This window comes from Amycolatopsis sp. A1MSW2902 (assembly GCF_017312175.1).
GTDB lineage: Bacteria > Actinomycetota > Actinomycetes > Mycobacteriales > Pseudonocardiaceae > Amycolatopsis > Amycolatopsis nivea.
In genome coordinates, this window is the sequence record NZ_QJPO01000001.1 from 3,381,694 (window position 1) to 3,406,616 (window position 24,923).

Here is a 24,923-nt window from a genome sequence, read left to right on the forward strand (position 1 = left end):
CCGGGTCCTCCGATGAGCCGAAGAGGCGTCGCGGAAATATCGGTATCATACCGGTGATCGCGCACGAGGACGGGAAGGCGGGGTGGATGCTGCCCAGGGCAACGGAGATCCGGGACCGGGTGGCCGCCTCGGATCCGGGGCTGAGCCGGTTGCGCTCGGCGCTCGCGGCGACCGTGTCGATGGGCACCGCGCTGGGGGTGGAGTACCTGCTGGCGCATCTCACCGGCGCGGATCCGAAGGGCGCGCTGGTCGGGATGCTGCTCGGCGCGGTGGTCGCGATGATGGGGTCGATGGCCCTCGGCGACTCGCCCGCGTGGACCAAGGTGAAGACCGCGGTGTTCTTCCCGGTCGCGTTCGGGGCCGGGATGGCGCCGGGGGCCGCGGTCGGCGCGCATCCGGACCTGATGCTCGTCGTCTTCGTCGTGGTGATGTTCCTGGCAGTGTTCGTCCGCCGGTTCGGGCCGGTTTTCTTCTTTTACGGCTTCATGGCCTGGATGGGCTATTTTTTCGCGTCGTTCCTGCACGCGAGCGTCGCGACGCTGCCTTCGCTGCTGCTCGCCGTAGTCGTGGCGTCGGCGTGGGTGCTGCTGTTGTCGCTGACGGTGTTGCGCACCAGCCCGAAACGCACGCTCGGCCAGGTGGTGCGCGCGTTCGACGCACGGGGCCGCGCGCTCGCCCGGTCCTGCGCGGATCTGCTGAGCAGCCCGGACCCGCATCAAGACGCGCGGCTCCGGCGGCGAGTTCAGCGGCGGCAGGCGCGGATCGCCGAAGCGGCGCTGATGATCGAGGCGTGGTCGGCACAACCCGGTGCGGTGCCGGATGGATTCTCGGCGGCCGCGCTGCGGCGCGCGATGGTCGACGCGCACCATCTGCTCGACCAGTTGGCGACCTCCGCGTGCGCGCTCGTCGACAGCGGTTCCGGGCTGACCGTGCTGGCCGCGGAGGTGTCCGACCGGCTGGCCCGGCACGACGACCGGGGCGCGGCGCAGGTCGCGTACCGGCTGGCCGCGCTGGCGGAGAGGACGGGCGGCACGGCGGGCGGGTGGTGGCCCGCCCGGCACTTCGCGGCGGCCGCGCTCGAACTGGCCCCGGTGCTCGAACGGGCGCGGCGGCCCGGTGCGGCCGGGGCTGAACCCGTCGACGATTTCCAGCCGGCGGTGGGCCTGGTCTTCGGCGCGCTGCCGGGTTCGGCGGCGGCCGCGGGCGAGGTCCCGGCCCGGCACGCCGGGTGGAACCCGTTGTCCCGCCTGGATTTCGTGAGCAGGCAGGCGGTGCAGGGCGCGATCGCGGGCGCGCTGGCGATCCTGGCCGGCAAGCAGTTGTCCGACGCCCGCTACTACTGGGCGGTGCTGGCCGCGTTCGTCATGTTCACCGGCACCGCCACCCGCACCGAAACCTTCCTCAAGGGCTTCAACCGGGTGCTCGGCACGTTCGTGGGCCTCGCCGCGTCGATCGGCCTGGCGGCGCTGACCGCGGGCAACGCCGCGGCCGTGCTGGCGACCATCTGCGCGAGCATGTTCTTCGGCTTCTACCTGATCCGGCTGTCGTACGCGTACATGATCTTCTTCGTGACGATCATGGTCGGCCAGCTCTACAGCGTGCTGCACGAGTTCTCGCCCGGCCTGCTCCTGCTGCGGCTGGAGGAAACCGCGATCGGCGCGGCGGTCGGCCTGCTGGTCGCGCTGCTCGTCACCCCATTGTCCACTCGGGACACGGTGCGCACGGTGCGGAACAACCTCCTCGGCGCACTGCACGAGGTGCTGACCGCCGCCGCGGCCCGGCTCGAACGGAAACCCGGCGCAGAGGCGGACTTCGACGCCCTCGCCCGCGATCTCGACCACCGGCTGTACCAGCTCGCACTGGTCGCGCGCCCGCTGACCCGCCCGGTCCTCGGCGGCACGACCTCGCCCCGGTTACGGCACCGGTTGTCGCTCTACGCCGCGCTGACCACGCACGGCAGGGCGCTCGCGGTCGCGATGCGGTCGCCCGGTTCGTGCACCCGGCATCCCGAAGGCCCGGTGGCGGCGTGCACCGCGCTCGCCGAGGCGGTCGAGGAATTGACCGCGGCTCCGCCGGGAACGGGTCGACCGGCCGCGGAGGGCCCGCTGGCGCGCGCCGACGTGGCCCTGTTCGCGTATACCCCGGCGGCTGCTGGAGAGCGGGCGAAAGACCCGGCTTTGCGCGCGCTGAGCCACCTTTACCACGTCTTGTGCGATCTGGCCGCGACCGGATCCGCCAGCCCGCGCCGGTTGTCGGCGCTGCCCGCGCCGACGGTCCCGCGGCTGTACCGGCAGGTCCGCGCGGGGATCCCGGGAGAGGCTCCGAGCGGGTGACGGACAGCGTGGTCGGGCGGTTTCCGCGCCGCGCTGACACCCGCCCGGTGCGCGGGTTTGCCGTCCGTGAGAGAAACCTGCGGGAATCAGAGTCAATGCCAGAAACTTAAGCCGTGCCGATTCCGCCCGCTGACCGTCCACACGAGACGCCAGCGGTGCCGAAATGCCCAATTGATGGTCATCTGACTGATGTTTGAGGTCCGTGAAGGGCTCCCTGAGGGAATCTGATTCCCTCAGGGAGCCCTTCACGGACCGCTGGCCCCGCATCCCGCCCCGGACGCGCCGTCGACCCTGGCGAACGCATCTGGAAAGGTGCCTGCCGCACCTTCTTAAGCTCCGGGCATTGGCGCTCAGGCGAGCGTCGCTCCGTAGGCGGCGAGCACCGGCGGCAACGGCTGGAAGAAGCTGACCTGATTGTTCCCGCCGGACAGCACCCCGTACCCGACCCCGGCGTAGAACAACGGGCCGCCGCTGTCGCCGGCCCCGACCGGGATGTCCGTGGCGATCGTGCCGACGACCTGCTTGCCGTCGCCGAAGTTCACGGTCTGGTTGAGGCCCAAGACCTTTCCGCACGTCTTCTTGGTGGTCATGCCGCTCTTGCACACCAGTTGCCCCACCTGCGGGGTGCCCGCGCGCAGGATCCGCTGGGTGCTGCCGTCGTACAGATCGACCTGGCTGTGCCCGGAACCGGAGCGGTCCTCGACGCGGCCGTAGTCGGTCACCGGGAAGTGGCTGTCCACGTTGCGCCCGATGTCTTTCCAGTCGAGCCCGTGCTCGGTGCAGTGCCCCGCGGTCAGGAGATACCGGACGTCCTTGACCAGGATCGCGAACCCGGCCGAGCAGTAGTAGGGCTCGCGCCCAGGGCCCGGCGAGACGGTGTACATCGCGTCGCCGCCGTTCACTGCCGCACCGGCCGCCGAGGCCGGCGGGCTGACCAGCAAGACGGCCGCGAAAACGAGCATTCCGGCCAGCTTGCGCGAGCAGCGAGACATCGGCGGGTCCTTCCGTCCACAGGAGACTGGTTGCGTGCGCCCAGTCCAGTGCCGGGCGGGCGGCGGCACAAACGGAGTCAGCCGACCGTCCCGGGACTGCGTCCGAACGGGTGACAACAAGGCTGGCCGGACAGCTGTCCGCACGGCACACTGGCCCGGGCCGCGCGACCGCCGGTGACCTGCGCGAACACCACGTATTCCCGGGGGAGGTGCGATCTTGCCGGCGTCTCACGATCCGGGAAGGGCACCGCCGTCGTGGTGAATTTCCTTCGGGTTCTTTACTGTCACGTCGTCAAGTAACGCTGATCTGCATAGGGAACCGTTGTCCGACATCCTGTCGCCGGGCGGCGCCGGGGTCCCGGCGGCCGCTCCGGCCTCCCGGAACCTGTGGCGCGCGTTGCGGCACGACCGCTGGGCGCAAGCCAGCGCGGTCGTCATCGTGCTGGTGATCGTCACCGCTCTCGCGGCTCCTCTGCTCGCCCTGATCGAGGGCCAGGATCCGTACACGTACCACACCGACCTGCTCAATCCGGCCGACGGCACCGGCGCGGGATTCCTCGGCGGCATCAGCGGCAGCCACTGGTTCGGCGTCGAACCGCTGACCGGGCGGGACCTCTTCGCGGTCGTCGCGTACGGCGCGCGCACGTCGTTCCTGATCGGGCTCGCCGCGACCGCGGTGTCGATGCTGCTGGGCGTGCTGCTCGGGGCGAGCGCCGGATACCTCGGCGGCTGGTGGGACACCGCGGTGAGCCGGGTGACCGACGTGCTGCTCGGGTTCCCGCAGCTGATCTTCATGATCGCGCTCGGCGCGGTCGCCCCGCAGTCGATCCCGCGGCCGCTGCTGCTGATCGCGGTGATCGGGCTGTTCGGCTGGCCGCGGGTGGCCCGGGTGGTCCGCGCGCAGACGCTGAGCCTGCGCAACCGCGACTTCGTCAAGGCGGCCCGGGCGCTCGGCGCGGGCGGCGTGCACGTCTTCCGCCGCGAACTGCTGCCGAACCTGTGGGCGCCGATCATCGTGCTGGCGACGGTGAGCATCCCGGCCAACATCGGGCTGGAAGCCGCGCTGTCGTTCCTCGGCGTCGGCATCCCGCCGCCCACGCCGAGCTGGGGCCGTTCCATCAGCGACGCGATCAACTGGGTGCAGACCGATCCGATGTTCCTCATTTTCCCCGGCGCCGCGCTGTTCGTCGCGACGCTCGCGTTCAACATGCTCGGCGACGGGCTGCGCGACGCCCTCGACCCGAAGACGGCGGTGCGCCGGTGAACCGCACCCTGCGTTTCGTGGGCATCCGCCTGCTGGGCATGCTCGGCGTGCTGCTCGTGGTCAGCTTCGGCACCTTCGCGGTGTTCTACCTGCTGCCCACCGACCCGGCGTACATGTCCTGCGGCAAGCCGTGCACGCCGGAGAACCTGGCGCTGGCGCGGGAGTTCATGGGCTTCGACAAGCCGTGGATCCAGCAGTACTTCGACTTCCTCGGCGGCATCTTCACCGGCCGCACCTTCGGCACCGGCGTGACGGCGATCGTCTGCTCCGCGCCCTGCTTCGGCTACTCGTTCCAGCAGAGCGAACCGGTGCTGACACTGATCGGCGACCGGCTGCCGATCACCGTCTCGCTGGCCATCGGCGCGTCGGTGATCTGGCTGATCGCCGGGGTCGCGACCGGGGTGTTCTCCGCGCTGCGGCGAGGGAAGTTCGCCGACCGGGCCGCGATGACGGTGACGCTCGCCGGGGTGTCCGCGCCCGCGTATCTGGTGGGGCTGCTGGGAATTCTGCTGTTCGGTTTCACGCTCGACGTGGTGCCGGTGAGCGGCTACGTGACGTTCGCGCAGAGCCCGGTCGACTGGGCGTGGCACCTGGTGCTGCCGTGGCTGGTGCTGGCGTTCATCAACGCCGCGGTGTACGCCCGGCTCTCGCGCGGGCAGATGCTCGAAATCATGGGCGAGGACTTCATCCGCACCGCGCGGGCGGTCGGCCTGCCGGAGCGGACGGTCGTCGGGAAATACGCGCTGCGCAACGTGTTGCTGCCGGTGGTGACGGTGTTCGCGGTCGACCTCGGCGCGCTGCTCGGCGGCGCGGTGATCACCGAGCGGGTGTTCGCGCTGCCCGGGCTCGGCGGGCTGCTCGTCGATGCCGTGCACCAGGTGGACCTGCCGGTGCTGATGGGCGTCAGCCTGTTCGCCGCCTTCTTCGTCGTCCTCGCGAACTTCGCGGTGGACGTGCTCTACGGGGTCCTCGACCCCCGCGCTCGGCTCGGTTCGTGAGAAAGGGAACGGAAAAACCATGGATCGCAGGGACTTCCTGAAGGCGCTCGGCATCACCGCCACGGTCACCGGGGCAGGGGCGTTCCTCGCCGCGTGCAACGCGAACGAGCAGTCCGGCGGCGGGGGAGCGGTCGCGGTTTCGTCCGGCGGCACGCTGTACATCCTCAGCGACACCACGTCGCAGCACCTCGACCCGGCGAAGAGCCAGAACCTGGCGATCACCACGATCAGCCTGGTCCACCGCAGGCTCACCGCGTGGAAGACCGCCGGGGACGGCCCGGCGACCGTGGTCCCGGACCTCGCCACCGACACCGGCCGGGCGAGCGCGGACGGCAAGACCTGGACCTACACGCTCAAGGACGGCCTGAAGATGGCCGACGGCACGCCGATCACCAGCGCCGAGATCAAGTACGGCATCGAGCGGTCGTTCGACTCGGCGTTCTCCGGCGGACTGGGCTACCACAAGAATCTGCTCGCCGGCGGCCCCGACTACAAGGGCCCGTTCAAGGGCGGCGAACTGGCGTCGATCGAGACGCCGGACCCGAAGACGATCGTGTTCCGCCTGGCCCGCCCGTACGGCGACTGGCCGTGGATCGCGAGCATGCCCGCGTTCGCGCCGGTGCCGAAGGGCAAGGGCACCGACGCGACCTACGACACGAAGCCGGTCGCGTCCGGTCCGTACCAGGTCGAGTCGTACCAGAAGGGCGTGCAGGTCAAGTTCGTCCGGAACCCGAACTGGGACGCCAAGACCGACCTCGCGCGCACCGGCCTGCCGGACGCGGTCGTGATCCAGATGGGCCAGGACACCGGTGTCGTCGCGAAGCGGCTGCTGGCCAGCCAGGGCAACGACGCGTTCGCGTTCGGCTCGTCGTTCGTGAACCCGGCGCAACTGGCGCAGATCCGCACGAACCCGGCGGCGAAGAACCAGCTCGTCACGTCGAAGTCCGGCGCGCTGGCCTATCTCGCGCTGAACACCAAGCGCGGCCCGCTGGCGAATCCCAAGGTGCGCCAGGCGTTCCAGTACGCCGTGGACAAGACCGCCTACCAGGTCGCCGCCGCGGGCAGCGCGGACCTGGCCGGTCCGATCGCGACGACGCTGATCACCGAGGGCATCGCCGGGCGCGAGGTGTACGACCTCTACCCGGCCCCGCCGAACGGCGACGTGGCGAAGGCGAAGCAGCTGCTCGCCGAAGCCGGTTTCCCGAACGGCATCGACAACCTGGACTTCCCGGTGTCGACGGCCAACAACGAGGCGGACAAGGCGCAGGCGATCCAGGCCGCGCTGCAACGGGCGGGCATCCGCGCCAAGCTGCGCCCGCTCGACGACGAGGCGTGGACCACGCTGGTCACCGGCAACGACGGCAACTACGACCTGACGCTGGGCTCGTGGCAGCCGGACTTCCCGAGCGCCAACGCGAACATCGAGCCGCTGTTCGGCACGTCGGAGATCGGCAACGGCGGGTACAACGAGTCGCGCTATTCGGTGCCCGAGGTGGACGCGCTGATCACGCAGGCGCAGGGCACGGTCGACCCTGCGGCGGCCGGGAAGCTCTGGGCGAAGGCGGACAAGCGGATCATGCAGGACTCGCCGGTGGTCCCGCTGATCTACACGCGCAACTCGTTCCTGCACGGCGCGAAGGTCGGCAATTTCGCGATCGGCGCGTTCCCCGCGTACCCGAACTACCTCCAGATGGGCCTGGCGAAGTAATCCCGTGTCCGAGCAGCTGCTTTCCCTGCGCGACGTCTCCGTCCGGTTCGGTTCCGCCGAAGCGGTGCGGGAGGTGACGTTCGACGTGCGCCCCGGCGAGGTCGTCGCCCTCGTCGGGGAATCCGGTTCCGGCAAGTCGGTCACCGCGCTGTCGCTGCTCGGCCTGCTGCCGGACACCGCGACGGTGACCGGCTCCGCGGTGCTCGACGGCCGCGATCTGTACACAGTGGACGGTCCGGCGCTGCGCGCGGTGCGCGGCGGCGAGATCGGCATGGTGTTCCAGGAGCCGATGAGCGCGCTGAACCCGGTGTTCCGGATCGGCACGCAGCTCGTGGACGCGGTCCGGGCGCACCGGAAGGTGTCGCGGGCCGCTGCGCGGGAACGGGCCCGGGAACTGCTGGAACTTGTGGAACTGGACGCGCGGCGCGTGCTGCGGGCGTACCCGCACGAGCTGTCCGGCGGGCAGTTGCAGCGGGTGGTCATCGCGATCGCGCTGATCCACGACCCGAAGCTGCTGGTCGCGGACGAGCCGACGACTGCGCTGGACGTCACCGTGCAAGCCGGGATCCTGCAGCTGCTGCGGTCGCTGCGGGACCGGCTCGGCACGGCGATCCTGCTGGTGACGCACGACATGGGCGTGGTCGCGGACGTCGCGGACCGGGTCGTGGTGCTGCGCGAGGGCCGGGTCGTCGAGCAGAACACCGCGGCCGGGCTGTTCGCCTCGCCGCAAGCCGACTACACGCGGGAGCTGCTGGATTCGGTGCTGTCGCTGGGTTCCGCGCCCGGCGGTGCGGTGCGGCCGGCGTCGGCTCCGCTGGTGTCGGTGGAGGATCTCGCGGTGACCTACCGGGTCGGCGGCGGCGCCCCGCCGGTGCGCGCGGTCGACGGCGTGTCGCTGACCATCGGGACCGACGAGGTGCTCGGTCTCGTCGGCGAATCCGGTTCCGGCAAGAGCACGATCTCGTCCGTGCTGACCGGCTTGGTCGCTCCCTCGGCGGGCTCCGTGCGGATCGACGGCGTGGACGTCGCGCGCGCGTCGGCCCGGCAGCGGCGGGAGATCCGGCGGCAGATCGGGATCGTGTTCCAGAACCCGGCCTCCGCGCTCAACCCGCGCGCGACGATCGGCGCGAGCATCGCCGAACCCCTCGTGGTGCACGGCGAACGCGGCGAGCACCGGGAACGGGTCGCGGAACTGCTCGCCGCCGTGCGCCTGGACCCGGGCTGGAGCAACCGGTACCCGCACGAACTGTCCGGCGGGCAGCGGCAGCGGGTCGGGATCGCGCGGGCGCTGGCGCTGCGGCCGCGGCTGCTGATCGCGGACGAGCCGACGAGCGCGCTGGACGTCTCGGTGCAGGCCTCGGTGCTGGACCTGCTGGCGGACTTGCAGCGGGAACTGGCGTTCGCGTGCCTGTTCATCAGCCACGACCTGGCGGTGGTGGAGCGGGTCGCGGACCGGGTCGTCGTGCTGCACCACGGCAAGGTGGTCGAGGAGGGCCCGGTGGCGTCGGTGCTGGGCTCGCCGCGGGAGGACTACACGCGCCGCCTGGTCGCCGCGGCCCCGGTGGCGGATCCGGAACGGCAGCGGGAACGCCGGGAGGCTTGGCGCGCGCTGTCCGGCTGACCGATGAGTTTCGGCCCTTCCGGGAGTCGGTACGGAAAACGGAAGGGGCTGACATGGGAAAGCTGCTGTACTCCGCCGCGATGTCGCTGGACGGGTTCATCGCCGGGCCCGGCGGGGACATGGGATGGCTCGCGCCGTACACCGGGGACGCCGCCGACGACCTGGCCGCGGAGGTCGGCGCGCTGCTGGTCGGCCGCCGGACTTTCTCCGGCGACGACCCGTACCGCGGCACCGAGGGCGAAGGCAAGGCTTTCGGCGGCGGATGGGACGGGCCGCAGATGGTCTTGACCCGGGGTGACGCGCCAGCGGTGCCCGGGGTGACGTTCTGCTCCTCGCTGGAGGAAGGCGTCGCGACGGCGCGGGCGGCGGCGGGGGAGAAGACGGTGAACGTGCTGGGCGCATCGGTTGGTCGGGCGTGCGTCGAGGCTGGCCTGCTGGACGAGGTCGTGGTGGTGGTGATGCCAGTGCTGCTCGGCGGCGGGGTGCGGCTGTTCGAACGGCCGGGCCCGCCGGTGCGGTTGGAGTTGCTGGCGCAGCGGGGGACGAGGCTGCGGTATCGCGTGCTGGCTTAGCGGTCCTCGAAGCGGGTGATCGCTTCCAGCACCGCAGTCCCCATCGACGGGCTCCCGGTGTGCCCCGCGTCGTCGATCACGACCAGTTCGGCGTCCGGCCAGGCCTGCGCGAGCTGCCATGCCTTCCGCAGCGGTGCGCTCAGGTCGGCGCGTCCGTGGATCAGCACCGCGGGAATGCCGTGCAGCAGGTGGATGTCGCGCAGCAGCTGATCGTCCTCGAGCCAGGCGTGGTGGCGGTAGTAGTGCGCGCAGAGGCGGGCGAGCGTGATCAGCTCGTCGTCCGGGCCCGCGCTGAACTGGCCGGTTCGTCCGCCGACCCATTCGTGCGAGATCACCGCGTCTTCCCAGGCGCACCAATCGCGGGCGGCGCGCAGCTGCACCTCGCGGTCCGGGCTGGCGAGGAGCTGCGCGTACCCGGCGAGGAGGTCTCCGTCCGGGTCGGGCGCGCCTGCCCGGAACGTTTCCCATTGCGCGGGCAGCAGCCGCCGGACGCCGCGGTAGAGCCAGTCGATCTCGTCCGGCGACGAGGTGAACGCGGCGACCAGCACGATGCCGCTGACCCGTTCCGGATGCCGCTGCGCGTAGGCCAGCGCGAGCGTCGCGCCCCAGGAACCGGCGTAGAGCAGCCAGTTCTCGAAGCCGAGGTGGACGCGCAGCCGCTCCATGTCGGCGATCAGGCGGTCGAGGGTCTGGTGCTCCAGGCTCACCGCCGGGTCCGCGACGCTCGGCGTGCTCCGTCCGCAGCCGCGCTGGTCGAACACCACGACGCGGAACTTCTCCGGGTCGAAGCCGCTGCGGCCGAAGCTGCCGCCCCCTCCGCCGGGGCCGCCGTGCACGCACAGCACCGGCTTGCCGGAGCCGCTGGCGTCCCAGTAGATCTGCTGTCCGTCGCCGGCGTCGAGCATGCCGGTCGCGTCGGGTTCGACCGAAAACGGCCGCATCGCGGGCCTCCTCCCCGGGCCGGAAAACCCGTCGAGCGTACTGGATCACGCCCGAGCCGGGTTTACAGCGCGGACCGGGGGTCCCTAGGATCTGGCGCGCCGGAAGCGCCGCGGACGCGCGGCCCCGGAGGGGTGGAGGTCTGGATGGGGAACCCGGAGTCCGGCAGCGACCTCGAGTCGGTCGCGAATCTCGTGCGGCTGTCCGAGACGGCGCCGATGCCCCGGATCGACGGCAGCGAACCCCCGCCGCTGGTGCGCCGCCGGGCGGACAGCGCCGACGAACCGACCTCGGCGTTCGGCGGGGTCCTCGACGTTTCGACCGGCTCGCCCGCCGAGCAGCTCGCCAAACGCGGCCCGGCACCCGCCGCCGACCCGCCCGCGCCGGCCGCCGAGACCGCGCCGCCCGCCCAGCGAAAGCCGCGCTACGGCCTCTTCGCCGGTGCCGCGGTGGTGGTGTGCGCGGGGCTGGGCTCGTGGGCGTTGTGGCCGTCGGCGTCCGGCGGGACGGACTCGCAGCCGGTGCAGCCGCCGTCCGCTCCGGTCCGCACCACGTCGTCCGCGCCGCCTGCGGTGAGCACGCTCAGCGCGTCCCCGGCCCCGGCGAGCGACCAGGTGCGCGACACGGTGATCCGGGCCAGCAGCCGTCCCGCGACGACCGCGCCGCCGCGCGTCCAGCCGACGCAGAACCCGCAGCAGGACAGCCGGGACCAGTCCCACGACTCGATGGAAGACGCGTTCCGCTCGGCGGTCAGCTCGTACATGGAGCAATGGGGCAACGGCGACGGGCCGCGCCGCTGGCACGGCTGAGCGGCAGTACTACTCTGAGTAGGTCACTGCCGACCGACCGCTCCGCGAGGTGTCCATGACCGGCTCGTCGTCCCCGTTGTCGCCCAGCCAGGTGCCGGTGGGGGTGGACCCGAACCGCCCGAGCATCGCGCGGATCTACGACGGGTTCCTCGGCGGGAGCCACCACTACGAGGTGGACCGCGCGGTGATGGAGAAGATCAGCACGGCGGTCCCGGAGGCGGTGCACATCGCGCGCGGCAACCGCGGTTTCCACAACCGCGCGCTGCGCATGCTGGCGAGCCAGACCGACATCCGCCAGTTCCTCGACTGCGGTTCCGGCCTGCCGACCGCCGAGAACACCCACCAGATCGTCCAGCGCTACCACCGCGACGCGCACGTGGTGTACGTCGACAACGACCCGGTGGTGCTCGCGCACGGCCGCGCGCTGCTGGAGGACAACGACTTCACGCACATGGTCGAGGCCGACATCTTCGAGCCGCGGGCCGTGCTGCAGCACGAAACCGTGCGCGAGTACATCGACTTCTCGGAGCCGGTCGCGCTCCTGCACATCGGCACCATGCACCACTACGAGGGCGACGGCGCGGTCGAGGTGATGCGCGAGTACATCGACGCCCTCGCGCCCGGTTCGTACGTCGCCATGGCGCACTTCTACGACCCCGAGGTGCCGGAGCTGACCGCGGTCGCGAAGCGGATCGAGGAGATCCTCGTGTCCGGACCGCTGGGCGCTGGGCGGTTCCGGACCCGCGCCGAGATCGAGGCGATGCTGCCCGGTCTCGAACTGCTCCCGCCAAGCCGCACGGACGGGCCCGGCTTGTCCGTCGCGGACGAATGGTGGCAGGACGGTCCGAGGCTGAAGCCGCTGAGCGACGCCGCCCGGTGCGTGGCGGGTGTGGTGGGCCGGAAGGTCTGACTCCTACGCCGGTTGCGGGACTTCCGCGACCGGCGCGGGTTGCCTGCGGGCGATGAGGTAGCCGACGAACCCGAACCCGATCAGCACCGCCAGCGTTCCGGCGGTGAACAGTTCGAAGGTCAGCCGCGACACGCCCCAGGTGCCCTCGAAGTCGTAGGGGACCCCGAGCGCGCGGTCCAGCACCCCGGGCACCACCGTCTGCCACGCGCCCAGCAGGATCCACGCGTAGATCAGCACCGAGCTGACCCACAGTCCGATCCGTCCGCCGGGAACCCGGAACGGGCGGTCCGCCGCGGGGTATTTCCGCCGCAGCACCAGGATTGTCGGGAAGATCAGCAGGTACGACAGCAGCAGCGTGCTGACCGCGATGTTGAGCACCACCGCGAACACCGCCGAGGCCGAACTGCTCTGCACGATCGTCGCCGCCACCGTGAACGCGGTCGCGACCACGCCGGAGAGCAGGTTGACCCGCAACGGCGTGTTGAGCTTCGGATGGAACGCCCCGAACCAGCGCGGGAACGCGCCGTCGACCGCGGCCATCGCCTGGATGCGGTCCGAGGCGATCATCCACGAGCAGCCCTGGTTCAGCAGGACGAAAATGAACACGACGGCGGCGAGCGTCAGCATCCCGTCCGCGGCGCCGCCGTAGACGGAGAACACCTGGCGCACCGCGTCGAGGAATCCGCCGAGCCCGTTGATCTTGTCCGGCGGCATCACCAGGACGATGCCGAAAACCGGCACCAGGTAGCACAACGCCGACACCAGACCGGAAACGCCGACCGTGATCGGGACATCGCGCCGCGGGTTGTGCATCTCCTCCGCGGCGCCGTTGGGCGCTTCGAAGCCGACGAGGGCGAATATCAGAACCGGGACCACGGCGAGGAATCCGCCGATGGTGGGGGAGAAGGCCAGTGAGCCGTGGACGCCGTTGCGCGCGGCGTAGATCGCCGCGGTGACGGCGAAAAGCACCACGAGCCCGACCTTCAGCAAGGCCCCGGCGGCGATGAACCACTTGCCGTACCGCAGGCTGACCACCGCGCCGAGGATCGCCAGCCAGATGAACACCAGCTTGAACGCGTAGTCCGCGAACCCGCCCGGCGAGGCCGGGACGAGGTACTGCTGCCAGGTCGCCGCCGCGAGGAAGGTGATCGATCCGCCGAGCCACACCGGGTTGGTGATCCAGTACAGCAGCGTGCCGAGCGCGGCGGGCAGCTTCCCGAACGCGAGGCGCAGCCAGACGAACGGCCCGCCCTCCGCCGGGAACGCGCTCCCGAGTTCGGCCATGACCAGGCCGTACGGGAACAGGAACAGCACGAGGAGCACGGCGGTCCAGGTGACCGCCTCCGCCCCCGAGGTCGCGATCTGGCCGATGGTGTCCACCGAGATGATGGCCGCGATCGCGAGGAAGATCGAATCGATCCGGCGCAGATTCCGGCGCAGGTTTCCGGATTCGCTGTTGACGAAGGTGGGTTCGGACACGCTTCACCGCCTTTGGTGAATCGAGGGGGAGTCAGGCTTCGGTGTTCTCCAGGTCTTCCTTGTGCAGCAACGGGGTTCCGGCGGTCTCGCGCATCGAGAACGCGGCGACGAGACCGACCGCCGCGGCGGCCATCAGGTACGGGCCGGGCACGAGCGTGCTGCCGGTCGCGGAAATCAGGACGGTCATCAGGTACGGCACGGTGCCCGCGAACAGCGCGGCGGTGATGTTGTACGCGATGGACAGTCCGCTTTGCCGGGTGCGGGTCGGGAAGATCTCCGCCGACCACACCGCGTAGGTGCCGAGGATCGCCGCCAGGATCGCGCCGAGGGCGAGCCCGCCGATCCAGGTGCCGACGAGGCCGGTGCGCATCAGCAGGTACGCGGGGACGGCGAAGACGAACAGCGCCGCGCCCGCGCCGATCAGGACCAGCCTTCGCCCGACCCGGTCGGAAAGCCGGCCGAAGAACGGCACGAGGACCAGCCCGACGAGCGAGATCACCGTGGACAGTGCCGCCGCGCTGCCGGACGAGTGGCCGAGATAGTCGGTTTCGTAGGTGACCAGGTAGGTGAGCACGGCGTAGAACGGCACGTGCATCATCGTCATCAGCCCGGCCGCCTGGAGCAGCTGCTTCTTGTTGTGGCGGAACAGTTCCCGGACCGGGCTGCGGGGCACGTTGTCGGTCGCTTCGAGGGCGCGGTACTCGGGCGTGTCCTCGATCTTGCTGCGGATGACGAACCCGATGATGCCCAGCGGCGCGGCGATCAGGAACGGGACGCGCCAGCCCCACGACGCCAGCTGCGCGTTCGTCAGTCCGATCGACAGCAGCAGGAACACGAACGAACCGGCGAGGAAGCCCAGCAGCGAGCCGACTTCCAGCCAGCTGACGCCGAAGCCGCGACGCCGCCGCGGCGCGTACTCGGCCAGGAAGCTCGCCGCGCTGCCGAATTCGCCGCCCGCCGCGAGGCCCTGCAGCAGGCGAAGCAGCACCAGCAGGATCGGGGCCGCGATGCCGATCGTCGAGTAGCCCGGCAGGAGGCCGATCACGAGCGTGGCCCCGGACATCACGAAGATGACCACCGACAGCGTGCGCTTGCGGCCGATCTTGTCGCCCAGCGGCCCGAAGATCAGCGCGCCGACCGGCCGGATGCCGAACGACACCGCGAAGACGCCGAACACCGCGAGCAGGCCCGCGGTCGAGTTGCCCGCCGGGAAGAACACCGAGGCGATGGTGCCGGCGAGGTAGGCGTAGGCGGCCCAGTCGAACCAGTGCACGAAGACGCCGACGGCACCGGCCGCGACACTGCGGCGCAGCGTCGCGGGGTCGGCGCTCTGTTCGGCGAGGTCGGGCGCCGGAGAGGCGTCGGATGCGGTCATGAATGGCCTCCTTGGACCGGTTCTCCGGGAGGACGCTAAGAGCGGCCCACGGCATCTAACAAGAAGTAATAAGCAAAGCAATGCATCGGTTCGAGTTATGCAGAAGCGCTGAGCTGTGCCGATCCGAGCAGCTGACAGCCGCGAAACACAGCGTTCACGTGCGGGACGGCCCGCCGGTGAGGGCCTGCGGGGTGATCAGCGCGCCCACCTGGTCGTCGGTCAGCAACCGCCGTTCCCGCACCAGTTCCAAGGCCGGGCGTCCGGTTTGGTGCGCTTCCAGGGCGAGCCCGCACGCGGTTTCGTAGCCGAGCGCCGGGCTTAGCGCGGTGACCAATCCGGTCGAGGTGGCGACGAGATCGGCGAGGTGCTCCCGGCGCGCGGTGATGCCGCGTACGCAGCGTTCGGCGAGTACCCGGGCACCGGCAGTGAGGTGGTCGAGCCCGGCGGTCAGCGCTCGCGCGATGACCGGTTCGAAAGCGTTGAGCTGGAGCTGCCCGCCTTCGGCAGCGAGCGTGATCGTCACGTCGTGGCCGATGATTTCGAAGGCGATCTGGTTGACCGTCTCCGGGACGACGGGGTTGACCTTGCCCGGCATGATCGAGGACCCGGCCTGCCGGGCGGGCAGTTCGATCTCGCCGAACCCGGCCTGCGGCCCGGACGAGAGCAACCGGAGATCGTTGCAGATCTTGGACATTTTGACCGCCACGCGTTTCAGCACGCCGGACAGCTGCACGAACACGCCGACGTCCTGGGTCGCCTCGATCAGGTCGGGCGCGGAGACGAGCGTCGCGATGCCGGTCAGCTCGCGCAGATGTGCGACAGCCCGCTCGCGGTACCCGGGACGCGCGTTGAGGCCGGTGCCGATCGCGGTGCCGCCGAGGTTCAGCTCGTGCAGCAGCAACCGGGCTTCGGCGAGCCGCTGTTCGTCCTCGCCGAGCGTGGCGGCGAACGCGCCGAACTCCTGGCCGAGCGTCATCGGGACGGCGTCCTGCAGCTGGGTGCGGCCCATCTTGAGGACGTCGGCGAACTCGATCGCCTTGTCCGCGAACGCTTCCCGTAGCCCGGCGAGCGCGGCGAGCAGTTCGGCGAGATGCCGGTCGAGGGCGAGTTTGACCGCGCTGGGGTAGACGTCGTTGGTGCTCTGGCCGAGGTTGACGTGGTCGAGCGGATGCAGCTCGGTGTACTCGCCGCGGGCGTGGCCGAGCAGTTCCAGGGCGCGGTTGGCGATGACCTCGTTGGCGTTCATGTTCGTCGACGTCCCGGCACCGCCCTGGATGAGGTCGACGACGAACTGGTCGTGCAGCCGACCGCCCCGGATTTCCGCGCACGCCTGCCCGATCGCCGCGGCGCGCTCCGGGGAGAGGGCACCGACCTCAGCGTTGGCCCGCGCGGCGGCCTCCTTGACGGTGGCCAGCGCGGCGACGAGGTGCGGCCGGTCGGCGAGGGTTTCGCCGGTGATGGGGAAGTTGACCAGCGCACGGGCGGTGTGCGCGCCGTAGTAGACGTCGCCGGGCACGCTGATTTCGCCGAGCATGTCGTGCTCGGAGCGGGTGCTGGACATCGGTGTCCTTCCCGGTGCAGGAGGTTCAGAGGGTGCGGTCGACGCCGGTCCACGCCAGCGCGATGGCACCGTCGAGCAGGGCACGCTCCGCGGTGTCGCCGACGCAGTGCGCGGCGAATTCGCGCTGGTGGTTGATCGCGGGCAGCGACCCGATGCCGATGTAGGGATGAATCGCGGGCACGACCTGCGAGACGTTGCCCATGTCGGTGGACGCGCGGTTCATCCGCGACGCCGTGCCGTCCGGCGCGAACTCGCGGCCGAGTTCGAGGGCGTTGGCGCGGTAGGCGGCCAAAGCCGGTTCATCGGCGCGGAATTCGGCGTACGGCTTGCTTTCCGGCTCGACGCTCAGCTCGCAACCGGTGGCGAGTGCCCCGGCTTCGAAAGCCCGCATGACGCGTGGCTCCAATTCGGACAGTTCCGCCAGCGTCTCGGCTCGCACGTACCACCGGCCGGACGCGTGCTCGGGGATCGCGTTGGGGGCGTCCCCGGCGTGCGTCACGATCCCGTGCACGCGTGCCGAGGCGGGAAGTTGTTGCCGCAGAAGGCCGATCGCGACCTGGGCGACGGTGAACGCGTCGGCGGCGTTGACCCCGGCTTCGGGATACGCGGCCGCGTGCGCGGACTTGCCGGTGTAGGAGATCTTCGAGTGGCTGACGGCGAACGGCCGCGCTTCGGCGACGTCGACCGGTGCCGGGTGCACCATCATCGCGAGGTCGACCCCCGTGAAAGCGCCGCGCTCCAGCAGTTCGATCTTCCCGCCACCGCCCTCCTCAGCCGGGGTTCCGTAGACCTCGACGGTGATCCCGAGGTCGTCGGCGACCTGGGCGAGCCCCAGCGCGGCCCCGATTGAGCTGGCCGCGATGAGGTTGTGCCCGCACGCGTGGCCCAGGCCGGGCAGGGCGTCGTACTCGGCGCACAGCGCGATCCGCTTGGGCCCGGAGCCGAAGCTGGCGTGGAACGCGGTGTCCAGACCGAGGTACTTCGCCGTGACCGCGAACCCGGCCCGGTCGAGCAGTTCCGGCACCGCGGCGGCCGCGCGATGCTCTTCCCACGCGGTTTCCGGGTCCGCGTGCAGACGCTCGGACAGCTGGATCAGCTCGTCGGCGTGCCGCTCGACCACGGTGCGGGCGGCCGCTTTGGGCGTGGCCATCACTCGTCTCCCGGCACGCCGTAAGACGGCGCGGCCGCGGGGTTCAGGCCGCGGGTGACGTAGTCGTCGCGCTGGGGGAGCCAGACGTCGAGGAGTTCGGCGAGCTGCTCGATCGGCTCGTCCGCCCAGTCCACGCGCAGATCGGTGACCGGCCAGTCCGCCGCGGACACCACGACCAGCCCGGCCGACCGAACCGGGCCTTCCTCGCCGCCCGCCGCGAGCCCGGCCCGCATCGCCGCGACGAGGCGTTGTTCCAGTTCGCCGGTGGCGTCGGTGAAAGCGTCCACCATGGACTGCGGAATGTGGTCGCCCGCCAGCATGTTGCCCGCCACGACCACGCCGTCCGATGTCGCCGACGCGTGCGTGCCGAGGGTTTTCGAGCCGCTGTAAGCGAAACCGGGTCCGGTCTGGCCGAGCACGGTCAGCTGCCGGTACTCGATGTGCTCCGCCGTCGACGTGACCTCGGCCAGCGCCTTCTCCGGGTCGCCGTGCTCGGCGAGCCGGTCCAGCAGCCGTCCGCCGAGCCGCGGGTCGGTGATGTTCTGCGAGGCCGCCGCGCCGAGGCCCGGGCGCAAGTGCGCGACCCGGGCGACGACCGCCGGACTGGACGAGCTGGCCGCGATGCCGAACCGGACGGTGCCGCCGGACGTGTCGCGGGCGACGATCGAAAAGGTCACTTCGCCTCCTCCGGGATCACCGCGATGGCGTCGATCTCGCACAGCCACTCCGGCCGGGCGAGCGCGGACACGACCACGCCGGTCGAGATCGGGTGCACGCCCTTGGTCCAGCGCCCGACGGTGCGGTAGACCGCCTCGCGGTAGCGCGGGTCGACGAGGTAGATGGTGAGCTTGACCAGATGCTCCATCCGGCTGCCCGCTTCTTCGAGCAGCATCTTGATGTTCGCCATCGCCTGTTCGGCCTGCGCGGCGACGTCGCCGATCCCGACCGATTCGCTCGTGTCGAGGTCCTGCCCGATCTGGCCGCGCACGTAGACCGTGCCGTTGGCGACGACGGCCTGGCACAGGTCGTTGTCGAGGTTCTGCTCCGGGTAGGTGTCCCGCGTGTTGAACGGGCGGATGCGACGGTGGACAGTCACTGCGGGGCCTTCCGTGCGGCGGTCGTCGGACGCCTCAGCCTGACCGCGCCGCCGAGGTTCTGTCCAGTAGATGTTTCCGGACCAATGCATCGGTTGAATCGATGCACTCTGCATCGGGAAATCAGATCTTGAGTGCCGGAAACATCTGTTGGACACGGGCAGGGCGGGCCGTGAGGATCCGGGGAGGCGGCGCTGAACCGCGCCGGAGCCGGAGCGGAGGTCTGGGATGTCGAGCGAACAGGTGGAGGCCCTCGTCGTGGGCGGGGGACAGGCCGGCCTGGCGATGAGCGAGCACCTGAGCGAGTGCGGCGTGCCGCACGTCGTCCTGGAACGGAACCGGATCGCCGAACGCTGGCGCTCGGAACGGTGGGACTCGCTCGTCGCGAACGGCCCGGCGTGGCACGACCGGTTCCCCGGCCTGGAATTCCCCGACGTGGCTCCCGGCGAGTTTGCGTCGAAGGAGCAGGTCGCGAGCTATTTCGAGGCGTACGCGGAAAAAATCGCCGCTCCGGTCCGCACCGGGGTCGAGGTGACGTCCGTGCGGCGGCACGAGGGCAGGCCCGGATTCCGCGTCGAAACCTCGGACGGCGCCCTCGACGCCCGGTACGTCATCGCCGCGACGGGCCCGTTCCAGCGTCCGGTGATCCCGCCGATCGTGCCTGCCGACGCCGGACCGGTGCAGTTGCACTCCAGCGGTTACCGGAACCCCGGGCAGCTTCCCGAAGGCGCGGTGCTGGTGGTCGGCGCGGGTTCGTCAGGCGTGCAGATCGCCGAGGAACTTCGCCGGTCCGGACGCGAGGTGTACCTGTCCGTCGGCCCGCACGACCGGCCGCCGCGCAGCTACCGCGACCGCGACTTCTGCTGGTGGCTGGGCGTTCTGGGCAAGTGGGACGCCGAGACGCCGCCCGCCGGAGCGGAACACGTCACCATCGCGGTGAGCGGCGCGCGCGGCGGGCACACCGTGGACTTCCGCGCTCTGGCCGGGCTCGGCATCACGCTCGTCGGGATGACCGGCGCATACGCCGAAGGCAAGCTCAGCTTCGCGACGGACCTAGCGAAGAACATCGCGGCGGGCGACGAGAATTACCTTGCCCTGCTTGACGAAGCCGACGCCTACGTCGTCCGCAACGGCCTCGACCTGCCCGAGGAACCGTCCGCCCGCGACCTCGGCCCGGACCCGGCGTGCGTCACTGATCCGCTGCTGGAACTGGATCTGGCCGCGGCCGGGGTGACCTCGATCGTCTGGGCCACGGGGTTCGCCGTCGACTACAGCTGGCTGCAGGTGGACGCCTTCGACGAGAACGGGCGGCCGAAGCACCGTCGCGGAGTGTCGGTGGAGCCGGGCGTGTACTTCATCGGCTTGCCGTGGCTGGCGCGGCGCGGGTCGAGTTTCATCTGGGGCGTCTGGCACGACGCGAAGTTCGTGGCGGATCACGTGGCGATTCAGCGCGGGTACCAGAGCCAGCCCTCGACGGCGGCCAGGCAGCGGTCCGGCGCCCGGGAATGAACGCGGTGCCGGACGCTGACCTGGACCGTTTTCGCCGAGAACGAGCGGATCCCAGGTCCTTCACGGACAGGTCACGACCTGGCCGGCCCAGGAGAGCCCGCCGCCGAAAGCGAACAGCAGCACCGGCCCGCCGGACGGCAGCTCGCCGCGAGAGACCATTTTGGACAGTGCGAGTGGGACGGACGCTGCCGACGTGTTGCCGGAATCCACCACGTCACGGCCGATCACCACGTCCTCGCGCAGTTCGAGCCGGGCGGTCAGTGCCTCGATGATCCGCAGATTCGCCTGATGGGTGACGACTCCGGCGAGGTCGGTGGTGGCGATGCCCGCGCGAGCGCAGGCTTCCGCCGCGACGGCGGGCAGCTCCTGGGTCGCCCAGCGGAACACCGACTGGCCGTCTTGCGCGAACGCGGGCTGCCATTCGTCCACGAGCCGGACCAGCTGCCGGCGCGTCGGGTCGGAGCCCCAGACGACCGGGCCGACCGCCGGAGCGTCTGCTGCGCTGAGGATTGCGGCACCTGCTCCGTCGCCGAGCAGGACGCAGGTGCTGCGGTCGGTCCAGTCGGTGATGTCCGACATCTTCTCCGCGCCGATGACCAAAGCGTGCCGGGCCGCACCGGCTTGGACGGCGTGGTCCGCGGTGGCGAGTGCGGTGCAGAAGCCGGCGCATCCGTTGTTGAGGTCGAAACAGACCGCGGCCGGGATGCCGAGACGGCCCGCGACCTGGGCGGCGATCGACGGGCAGCGGTCGATCGCGCTGCAGGTGGCGACCACGACCAGGCCGATCTCGCCGGGTTCGAGCCCGGCCCCGGCGAGTGCCTTCGCGGCGGCTTCGGTAGCCAGGTCGGCGACCGAGCCGTCCGCGATGTGCCGGGTGGCGATGCCGGTGCGGCGGCGGATCCACTCGTCGGTCGTGTCGACCATGTCTTCGAGGTCGGCGTTGGTCAGCACGCGGGCGGGCTGGTGGTGGCCGAGCGCGGTGATGCGGGAAGCGGGCATCTGGGTCTCCTCACGGGGTCCGGCTCAATATAGCGACCGATCGTTCGTAATCTATAGTGGTTTCATGAGTCCCCGGAAGACCGCCGCCGAGACCCGCCACACCCGGCAGCGCATCCTCGACCTCGGCCTGGTGCTCGCCTCCGCCGAGGGCCTGGAGGGGCTGACCATCGGGCGGCTCGCCGCCGAGCTGGGGATGAGCAAGGCGGGCGTGATCGGGCATTTCGGCGCCAAAGAGAGCCTGCAACTGGCCGTGATCGACGCCGCCGCCGAGCTGTTCGTCCGCGAGGTGCCCGAACGCGCCCGCGGCGTCCCGCGCGGCCTGCCCTACCTCCGGGCGGCGGGGGAGGCCTGGATCTCCTACCTGGAACGCGACCTGCTGCCAGGCGGCTGCTTCTTCACCGCCGCGGCGGCCGAATTCGACGGCCGCGAAGGACCGGTGCGCGACGCCGTCGTCCGGATGAGCGCGTTCTGGCAACGGGAGCTGCGGGTCAACATCTGGCGCGCGGTGAGCCTCGGGGAACTGCCGCCGGACACGGACATCGACCAGCTGCTCTATGAGGTCGTCGCGATCATGCTGGCGCTGAACCATTTCCGGCAGTTGCACGGCGATGTGCAGGCGGCGGCTCGCGCGCGCCGGGCGTTGGAAGGGCTGCTTTGACGCGGCTCTTCGCTCAGGACGAGTACTGCGCGCGGCACAGCTCCCGGAATTCCTGCGCCCGCCGGGTCAGCCGAACCCCGCGCATCGTCGCGAGCACGATCTCCAGCGACGGAACATCGTCGGTCAGCTCCAGCGGCACCACGCTCGCCCCCGCGTAAGTCGTGTCAGCAGGCGGGCGCTGGTTGAGCAACGCGAACCCATGCCCGGAAGCCACCAGCGCCCGCACCGTCTCGTATCCGCTCGTCCGGTGCCGAACCCGCGGCGCCACGCCGGCGTCGCTCAGGATCGACTGCAGGTACTCCCGGCTGTGCGGCAGATCGAGCAGCACCATCGGCTCCTCCGCCAGCTCGTGCAGCGACACCTTGCGGCTCTTCCGCCGGGCGAGCCGGTGGTCCTCGGAGACGAGCGCGTACGGCGCGGCGGTGCCGACCACCTCGCGGTCGATGTCGTCGTCGAGGTCGTAGCCGTACAGCATCGCCAGCTCGGTCTCGCCCGCTCGCAACGCGGCCTTGAGCGCCTTGTGCTCGCCCTCGCGCAGGGAGACGTGCACGCGCGGATGCCGGGTTTCGAACTCGGCCAGCAGGCTCGGCAGGCGGAACGGCGCGAGCGTGGTGAAACAGCCGACGGTGAGCGTGCCGACCAGGTCGGTGCCGGATTGCCGCGCGGTTTCGACCAGCTCCGCGCCGTGCGCCAGGAAATCCAGCACCCGCTTGTAGAACTCCTCGCCGGCGGTGGTCAGGCTGAGCCCGCGGGCGTGGTGGCGCAGCAGGAACTGCACGCCCATTTCCTTCTCCAGCTGCGCGATCGCCGTCGAAACGGCCGACTGCGAAACCATCAGCTCCTTCGACGCGGCAGTCATGCTCAGGTGCCGCGCCGCCGCCTCGAAATAGCGCAGCTGCACGAGGGTGAAGGAAGGCTCGCTCATGCCGACATCCTGCCTCAGTGGCAGCAGCCGGGATGCTGCGGTTTCGGCGCGGGCGTGTCCAGCGCGGGGTTGACGTCGAAGAATCCGCTGGGCTTGAGCGTGAACCCGGTGTGGTCGACGGGCATGATCGGCCAGTCCTCGGTGCGCGGGTAGTGCGTGAGCCCGAAGGTGTGCCACACGACGAGGTCGGTGCCGTCGAGGTCGCGGTCGGCCTGGATCCAGGTGTCGATGCCGGTGTTGCCATTGTTCTGGTTGACGTACTCGCCCGCCGGGAAGCGTTCGTCCTCGGCATACGCGGTGACCCAGAGGTGCTTGCGGGTGAAGGCAGCGCGGCGGGCGATCGAGGACGCGTCGTCGGCCAGCAACGGCGGCTGGCCTTCGGGATGCAGCGTGTACCCGACGGGCTGGCCGAGGGCGTTGCGAGACTCCGGATTGCTGATCCGCCAGGTGCGGCCGAGGTTGCCGTCGGCGAGCCGGGCGGCCTCGGATTCCTTGGCCAGCCTGGTGATCTTCCGGGTGAAAGCGTTGCCGTGCGGATTGCCCGGGCCGATCGGGACGCGTTGCGCGTCGATTTCGTCGACGGCGTTCGTGAGGCCGTCGACCATCATGTCCAGCCGCGCGGAGAACAGGTGCTGGTGGAACGGCGCGCCGATGCCAGGGGCGATTTCGGCGGCCCACGGGTAGTCGTCGTCGGCGGGGAAGGCCGAGGTGAAGACGATCCCGGTGGCCTTGCACTCGAGTTCGATCGTGCCGTCGAGGTAGAGGTACCAGTAGAAGCCGTAGTCGTAATTGCCGACCGTCACGAAGAACGAGACGACCAGCCGACGCTGCCGGCGGGTGGAAACACTGCCGTTGTAGTGGTCAGTGTGCTTCCACAGCACGCCAGCGTCTTCCTCGTGCATGCAGATCGCGTTCGCGATGGTGTGCGGATGCCCGTCGTCGTCGTGCAGGACGGCGTCGAAGTAGCGGATCTCGCCGAGACAATCGCAGCCAAGGGTCAGCGAGTTGGCTTCCTTGCCCAGTGAATACTCCCCGGCGTCGAAGTAGTTCTGCCAGAACCGGACTGGGCTCGGATCGCCGTACGGCACGACCATCTCGGCGACCGACGCGCGGTAGACGACCGGACGCAGCCGGTCGCCGTCCTGGAAGCCGATTTGGTGCAGGGTAAGGCCTTCGACCGCGTTGAAGCCGATCCGGAACTGCCACTTCTCCCACGTGACGACGTCGCCGTCGACCGTGAAGCTCGGCCCCTCGGGCTGGGTGATCACGATGGGTTTCTGCGTGTCGCGGACGGGTCCGTCGAGGTGGTAGTCGTAGGCGGTGCGCGGGATGTCGGCCGGGCCGTCGTCGACGAGGTCGTGCACGCGGCCGGCGATCAGGTCGACGTAGGCGACGACGCCGTCGATCGGGTGCGCCCAGAGGTTGTCGTCCTTGTTGAGCTGCAGAAACGCCAGGCAGCGCACGAGCCGCAGCCCGGTCTCGCCAGGGATGTCGAAGCACCCGGCGCTCAGGGCGGAGATCCGGACCGAACGGGGTTCGTCGATGCCGCGGCGGCGCATCGCCGCGTTCCACGCCTCGTCCTTCCAGAGGATCTCCTCGACCAGGTCGAACTCCTCGTGCAGGATCGGCGGCTGCCCCTCGGCGACGACGTCCACCGCCCGGTCGGCCACGAGCTCGCCGCTGGTCAGCGACACGACCGTTTCGCGCACGGCGCCGGTCCGCCGGTCGAGCAGCAGCGAACGGACGCGGCGGTCGACCGGGTCGCCCGGCTGCCAGGCCAGCACGGCCGCTTTCGCCGGTTCCAGCAGCGAGACGAGCGCGAACCGGGTGCTCTCGGTCGCGATCCCGGCTCCGGCGAGCAGCGCGCGGTTGCGGGCGACCTCGTCTTCGGTCAGGCGCGAGAGGGGGTGGGCCATGCGCGTCTCCTCATTCTTTGCGGTCTGTCGCAAAGAATGCGCGCTGCCGGTCCGGGAGGCAAGGCCCTTACGGGGTGGGTTCTCCGGAACCGGTACTGGGTTTTTCGATGC

At 70.5% G+C, this 24,923-nt stretch carries 21 protein-coding genes; 10 read left to right on the forward strand and 11 right to left on the reverse strand.

The features are described from left to right. Nucleotides 1-53: 53 nt before the first annotated feature. Entirely contained in the window at nt 54-2,333 is a 2,280-nt protein-coding gene (locus tag DMP23_RS15530) for an FUSC family protein (protein WP_337821450.1), read from the forward strand. 350 nt (nt 2,334-2,683) lie between these two features. Here the strand turns inward: DMP23_RS15530 and DMP23_RS15535 are convergent, their stop codons facing one another. After that, on the reverse strand, nt 2,684-3,325 hold the full coding sequence (locus tag DMP23_RS15535) for a S1 family peptidase (protein WP_337821451.1): 642 nt from the start codon (nt 3,323-3,325) through the stop codon (nt 2,684-2,686). Nucleotides 3,326-3,647: 322 nt separating this feature from the next. Here DMP23_RS15535 and DMP23_RS15540 point away from each other — a divergent pair, with 322 nt between their 5' ends. Genes DMP23_RS15540 through DMP23_RS15560 form a run of 5 tightly spaced genes read left to right on the forward strand, consistent with a single transcriptional unit; the run spans nt 3,648 to nt 9,488 of the window. Further along, nucleotides 3,648-4,589 carry an ABC transporter permease gene (locus tag DMP23_RS15540; protein WP_037805769.1) on the forward strand — a complete coding sequence of 314 codons (942 nt, stop codon included), beginning with the start codon at nt 3,648-3,650 and terminating at the stop codon, nt 4,587-4,589. After that, the gene (locus DMP23_RS15545; protein ID WP_037805770.1) at nt 4,586-5,587 is read left to right on the forward strand and encodes an ABC transporter permease subunit; all 1,002 of its coding nucleotides are present in this window, start codon (nt 4,586-4,588) and stop codon (nt 5,585-5,587) included. The genes DMP23_RS15540 and DMP23_RS15545 overlap by 4 nt, the downstream gene beginning before the upstream one ends. A gap of 19 nt (nt 5,588-5,606) precedes the next feature. Beyond that, nucleotides 5,607-7,295: an ABC transporter substrate-binding protein gene (locus DMP23_RS15550; protein ID WP_337821452.1), complete on the forward strand. Its 1,689-nt coding sequence runs from the start codon at nt 5,607-5,609 to the stop codon at nt 7,293-7,295. 4 nt (nt 7,296-7,299) lie between these two features. Then, the gene (locus DMP23_RS15555; RefSeq protein WP_238605931.1) at nt 7,300-8,916 is read left to right on the forward strand and encodes a dipeptide ABC transporter ATP-binding protein; all 1,617 of its coding nucleotides are present in this window, start codon (nt 7,300-7,302) and stop codon (nt 8,914-8,916) included. 53 nt (nt 8,917-8,969) lie between these two features. Then, nucleotides 8,970-9,488, forward strand: a complete 519-nt coding sequence (locus DMP23_RS15560; RefSeq protein WP_337821453.1) for a dihydrofolate reductase family protein — start codon at nt 8,970-8,972, stop codon at nt 9,486-9,488. Here DMP23_RS15560 and pip read toward each other — a convergent pair. Further along, nucleotides 9,485-10,429 carry a prolyl aminopeptidase gene (pip, locus tag DMP23_RS15565; protein WP_337821454.1) on the reverse strand — a complete coding sequence of 315 codons (945 nt, stop codon included), beginning with the start codon at nt 10,427-10,429 and terminating at the stop codon, nt 9,485-9,487. The genes DMP23_RS15560 and pip overlap by 4 nt on opposite strands. 144 nt (nt 10,430-10,573) lie before the next feature. Between pip and DMP23_RS15570 the strand changes: the two genes are divergently transcribed. Both DMP23_RS15570 and DMP23_RS15575 read left to right on the forward strand, forming a co-directional pair. Further along, nucleotides 10,574-11,236, forward strand: coding sequence for a hypothetical protein (locus tag DMP23_RS15570; RefSeq protein ID WP_337821455.1), 663 nt, complete (start codon nt 10,574-10,576; stop codon nt 11,234-11,236). A 55-nt stretch (nt 11,237-11,291) separates the two neighbouring features. Next, nucleotides 11,292-12,146 carry an SAM-dependent methyltransferase gene (locus DMP23_RS15575; RefSeq protein WP_037805777.1) on the forward strand — a complete coding sequence of 285 codons (855 nt, stop codon included), beginning with the start codon at nt 11,292-11,294 and terminating at the stop codon, nt 12,144-12,146. A gap of 3 nt (nt 12,147-12,149) precedes the next feature. Here DMP23_RS15575 and DMP23_RS15580 read toward each other — a convergent pair whose 3' ends face one another. The 6 genes from DMP23_RS15580 to DMP23_RS15605 form a co-directional block, all read right to left on the reverse strand. Continuing rightward, nucleotides 12,150-13,625: an APC family permease gene (locus DMP23_RS15580; RefSeq protein WP_337821456.1), complete on the reverse strand. Its 1,476-nt coding sequence runs from the start codon at nt 13,623-13,625 to the stop codon at nt 12,150-12,152. Nucleotides 13,626-13,656: 31 nt separating this feature from the next. Continuing rightward, the gene (locus DMP23_RS15585; RefSeq protein WP_337821457.1) at nt 13,657-15,000 is read right to left on the reverse strand and encodes an MFS transporter; all 1,344 of its coding nucleotides are present in this window, start codon (nt 14,998-15,000) and stop codon (nt 13,657-13,659) included. Nucleotides 15,001-15,154: 154 nt separating this feature from the next. Beyond that, nucleotides 15,155-16,561, reverse strand: a complete 1,407-nt coding sequence (locus DMP23_RS15590) for an aspartate ammonia-lyase (RefSeq protein WP_337821458.1) — start codon at nt 16,559-16,561, stop codon at nt 15,155-15,157. Between the two features lie 25 nt (nt 16,562-16,586). After that, nucleotides 16,587-17,711 carry a M20 family metallopeptidase gene (locus DMP23_RS15595; protein ID WP_337821459.1) on the reverse strand — a complete coding sequence of 375 codons (1,125 nt, stop codon included), beginning with the start codon at nt 17,709-17,711 and terminating at the stop codon, nt 16,587-16,589. Then, the gene (locus DMP23_RS15600; RefSeq protein ID WP_337821460.1) at nt 17,711-18,388 is read right to left on the reverse strand and encodes a DUF1028 domain-containing protein; all 678 of its coding nucleotides are present in this window, start codon (nt 18,386-18,388) and stop codon (nt 17,711-17,713) included. The genes DMP23_RS15595 and DMP23_RS15600 overlap by 1 nt, the downstream gene beginning before the upstream one ends. Then, the gene (locus DMP23_RS15605) at nt 18,385-18,807 is read right to left on the reverse strand and encodes a RidA family protein (RefSeq protein ID WP_337821461.1); all 423 of its coding nucleotides are present in this window, start codon (nt 18,805-18,807) and stop codon (nt 18,385-18,387) included. Before DMP23_RS15605 ends, DMP23_RS15600 begins: the two co-directional genes overlap by 4 nt. Nucleotides 18,808-19,033: 226 nt before the next feature. On the opposite strand from DMP23_RS15605, the gene DMP23_RS15610 reads away from it, so the two are divergent. Continuing rightward, the gene (locus DMP23_RS15610; protein WP_337821462.1) at nt 19,034-20,314 is read left to right on the forward strand and encodes a flavin-containing monooxygenase; all 1,281 of its coding nucleotides are present in this window, start codon (nt 19,034-19,036) and stop codon (nt 20,312-20,314) included. A 60-nt stretch (nt 20,315-20,374) separates the two neighbouring features. On the opposite strand, the gene DMP23_RS15615 is transcribed toward DMP23_RS15610, so the two are convergent. Continuing rightward, on the reverse strand, nt 20,375-21,313 hold the full coding sequence (locus DMP23_RS15615; RefSeq protein WP_037805788.1) for a beta-ketoacyl-ACP synthase 3: 939 nt from the start codon (nt 21,311-21,313) through the stop codon (nt 20,375-20,377). A 64-nt stretch (nt 21,314-21,377) separates the two neighbouring features. Here DMP23_RS15615 and DMP23_RS15620 point away from each other — a divergent pair, with 64 nt between their 5' ends. After that, nucleotides 21,378-21,971 (forward strand): TetR/AcrR family transcriptional regulator, encoded by a 594-nt coding sequence (locus DMP23_RS15620; RefSeq protein ID WP_337821463.1) that lies wholly within the window; start codon nt 21,378-21,380, stop codon nt 21,969-21,971. A 13-nt stretch (nt 21,972-21,984) separates the two neighbouring features. On the opposite strand, the gene DMP23_RS15625 is transcribed toward DMP23_RS15620, so the two are convergent. Together DMP23_RS15625 and DMP23_RS15630 are read right to left on the reverse strand one after the other, a co-directional pair. After that, entirely contained in the window at nt 21,985-22,896 is a 912-nt protein-coding gene (locus DMP23_RS15625; RefSeq protein ID WP_337821464.1) for a LysR substrate-binding domain-containing protein, read from the reverse strand. Between the two features lie 14 nt (nt 22,897-22,910). Continuing rightward, entirely contained in the window at nt 22,911-24,845 is a 1,935-nt protein-coding gene (locus DMP23_RS15630; RefSeq protein WP_337821465.1) for a primary-amine oxidase, read from the reverse strand. Nucleotides 24,846-24,923: the final 78 nt, after the last annotated feature.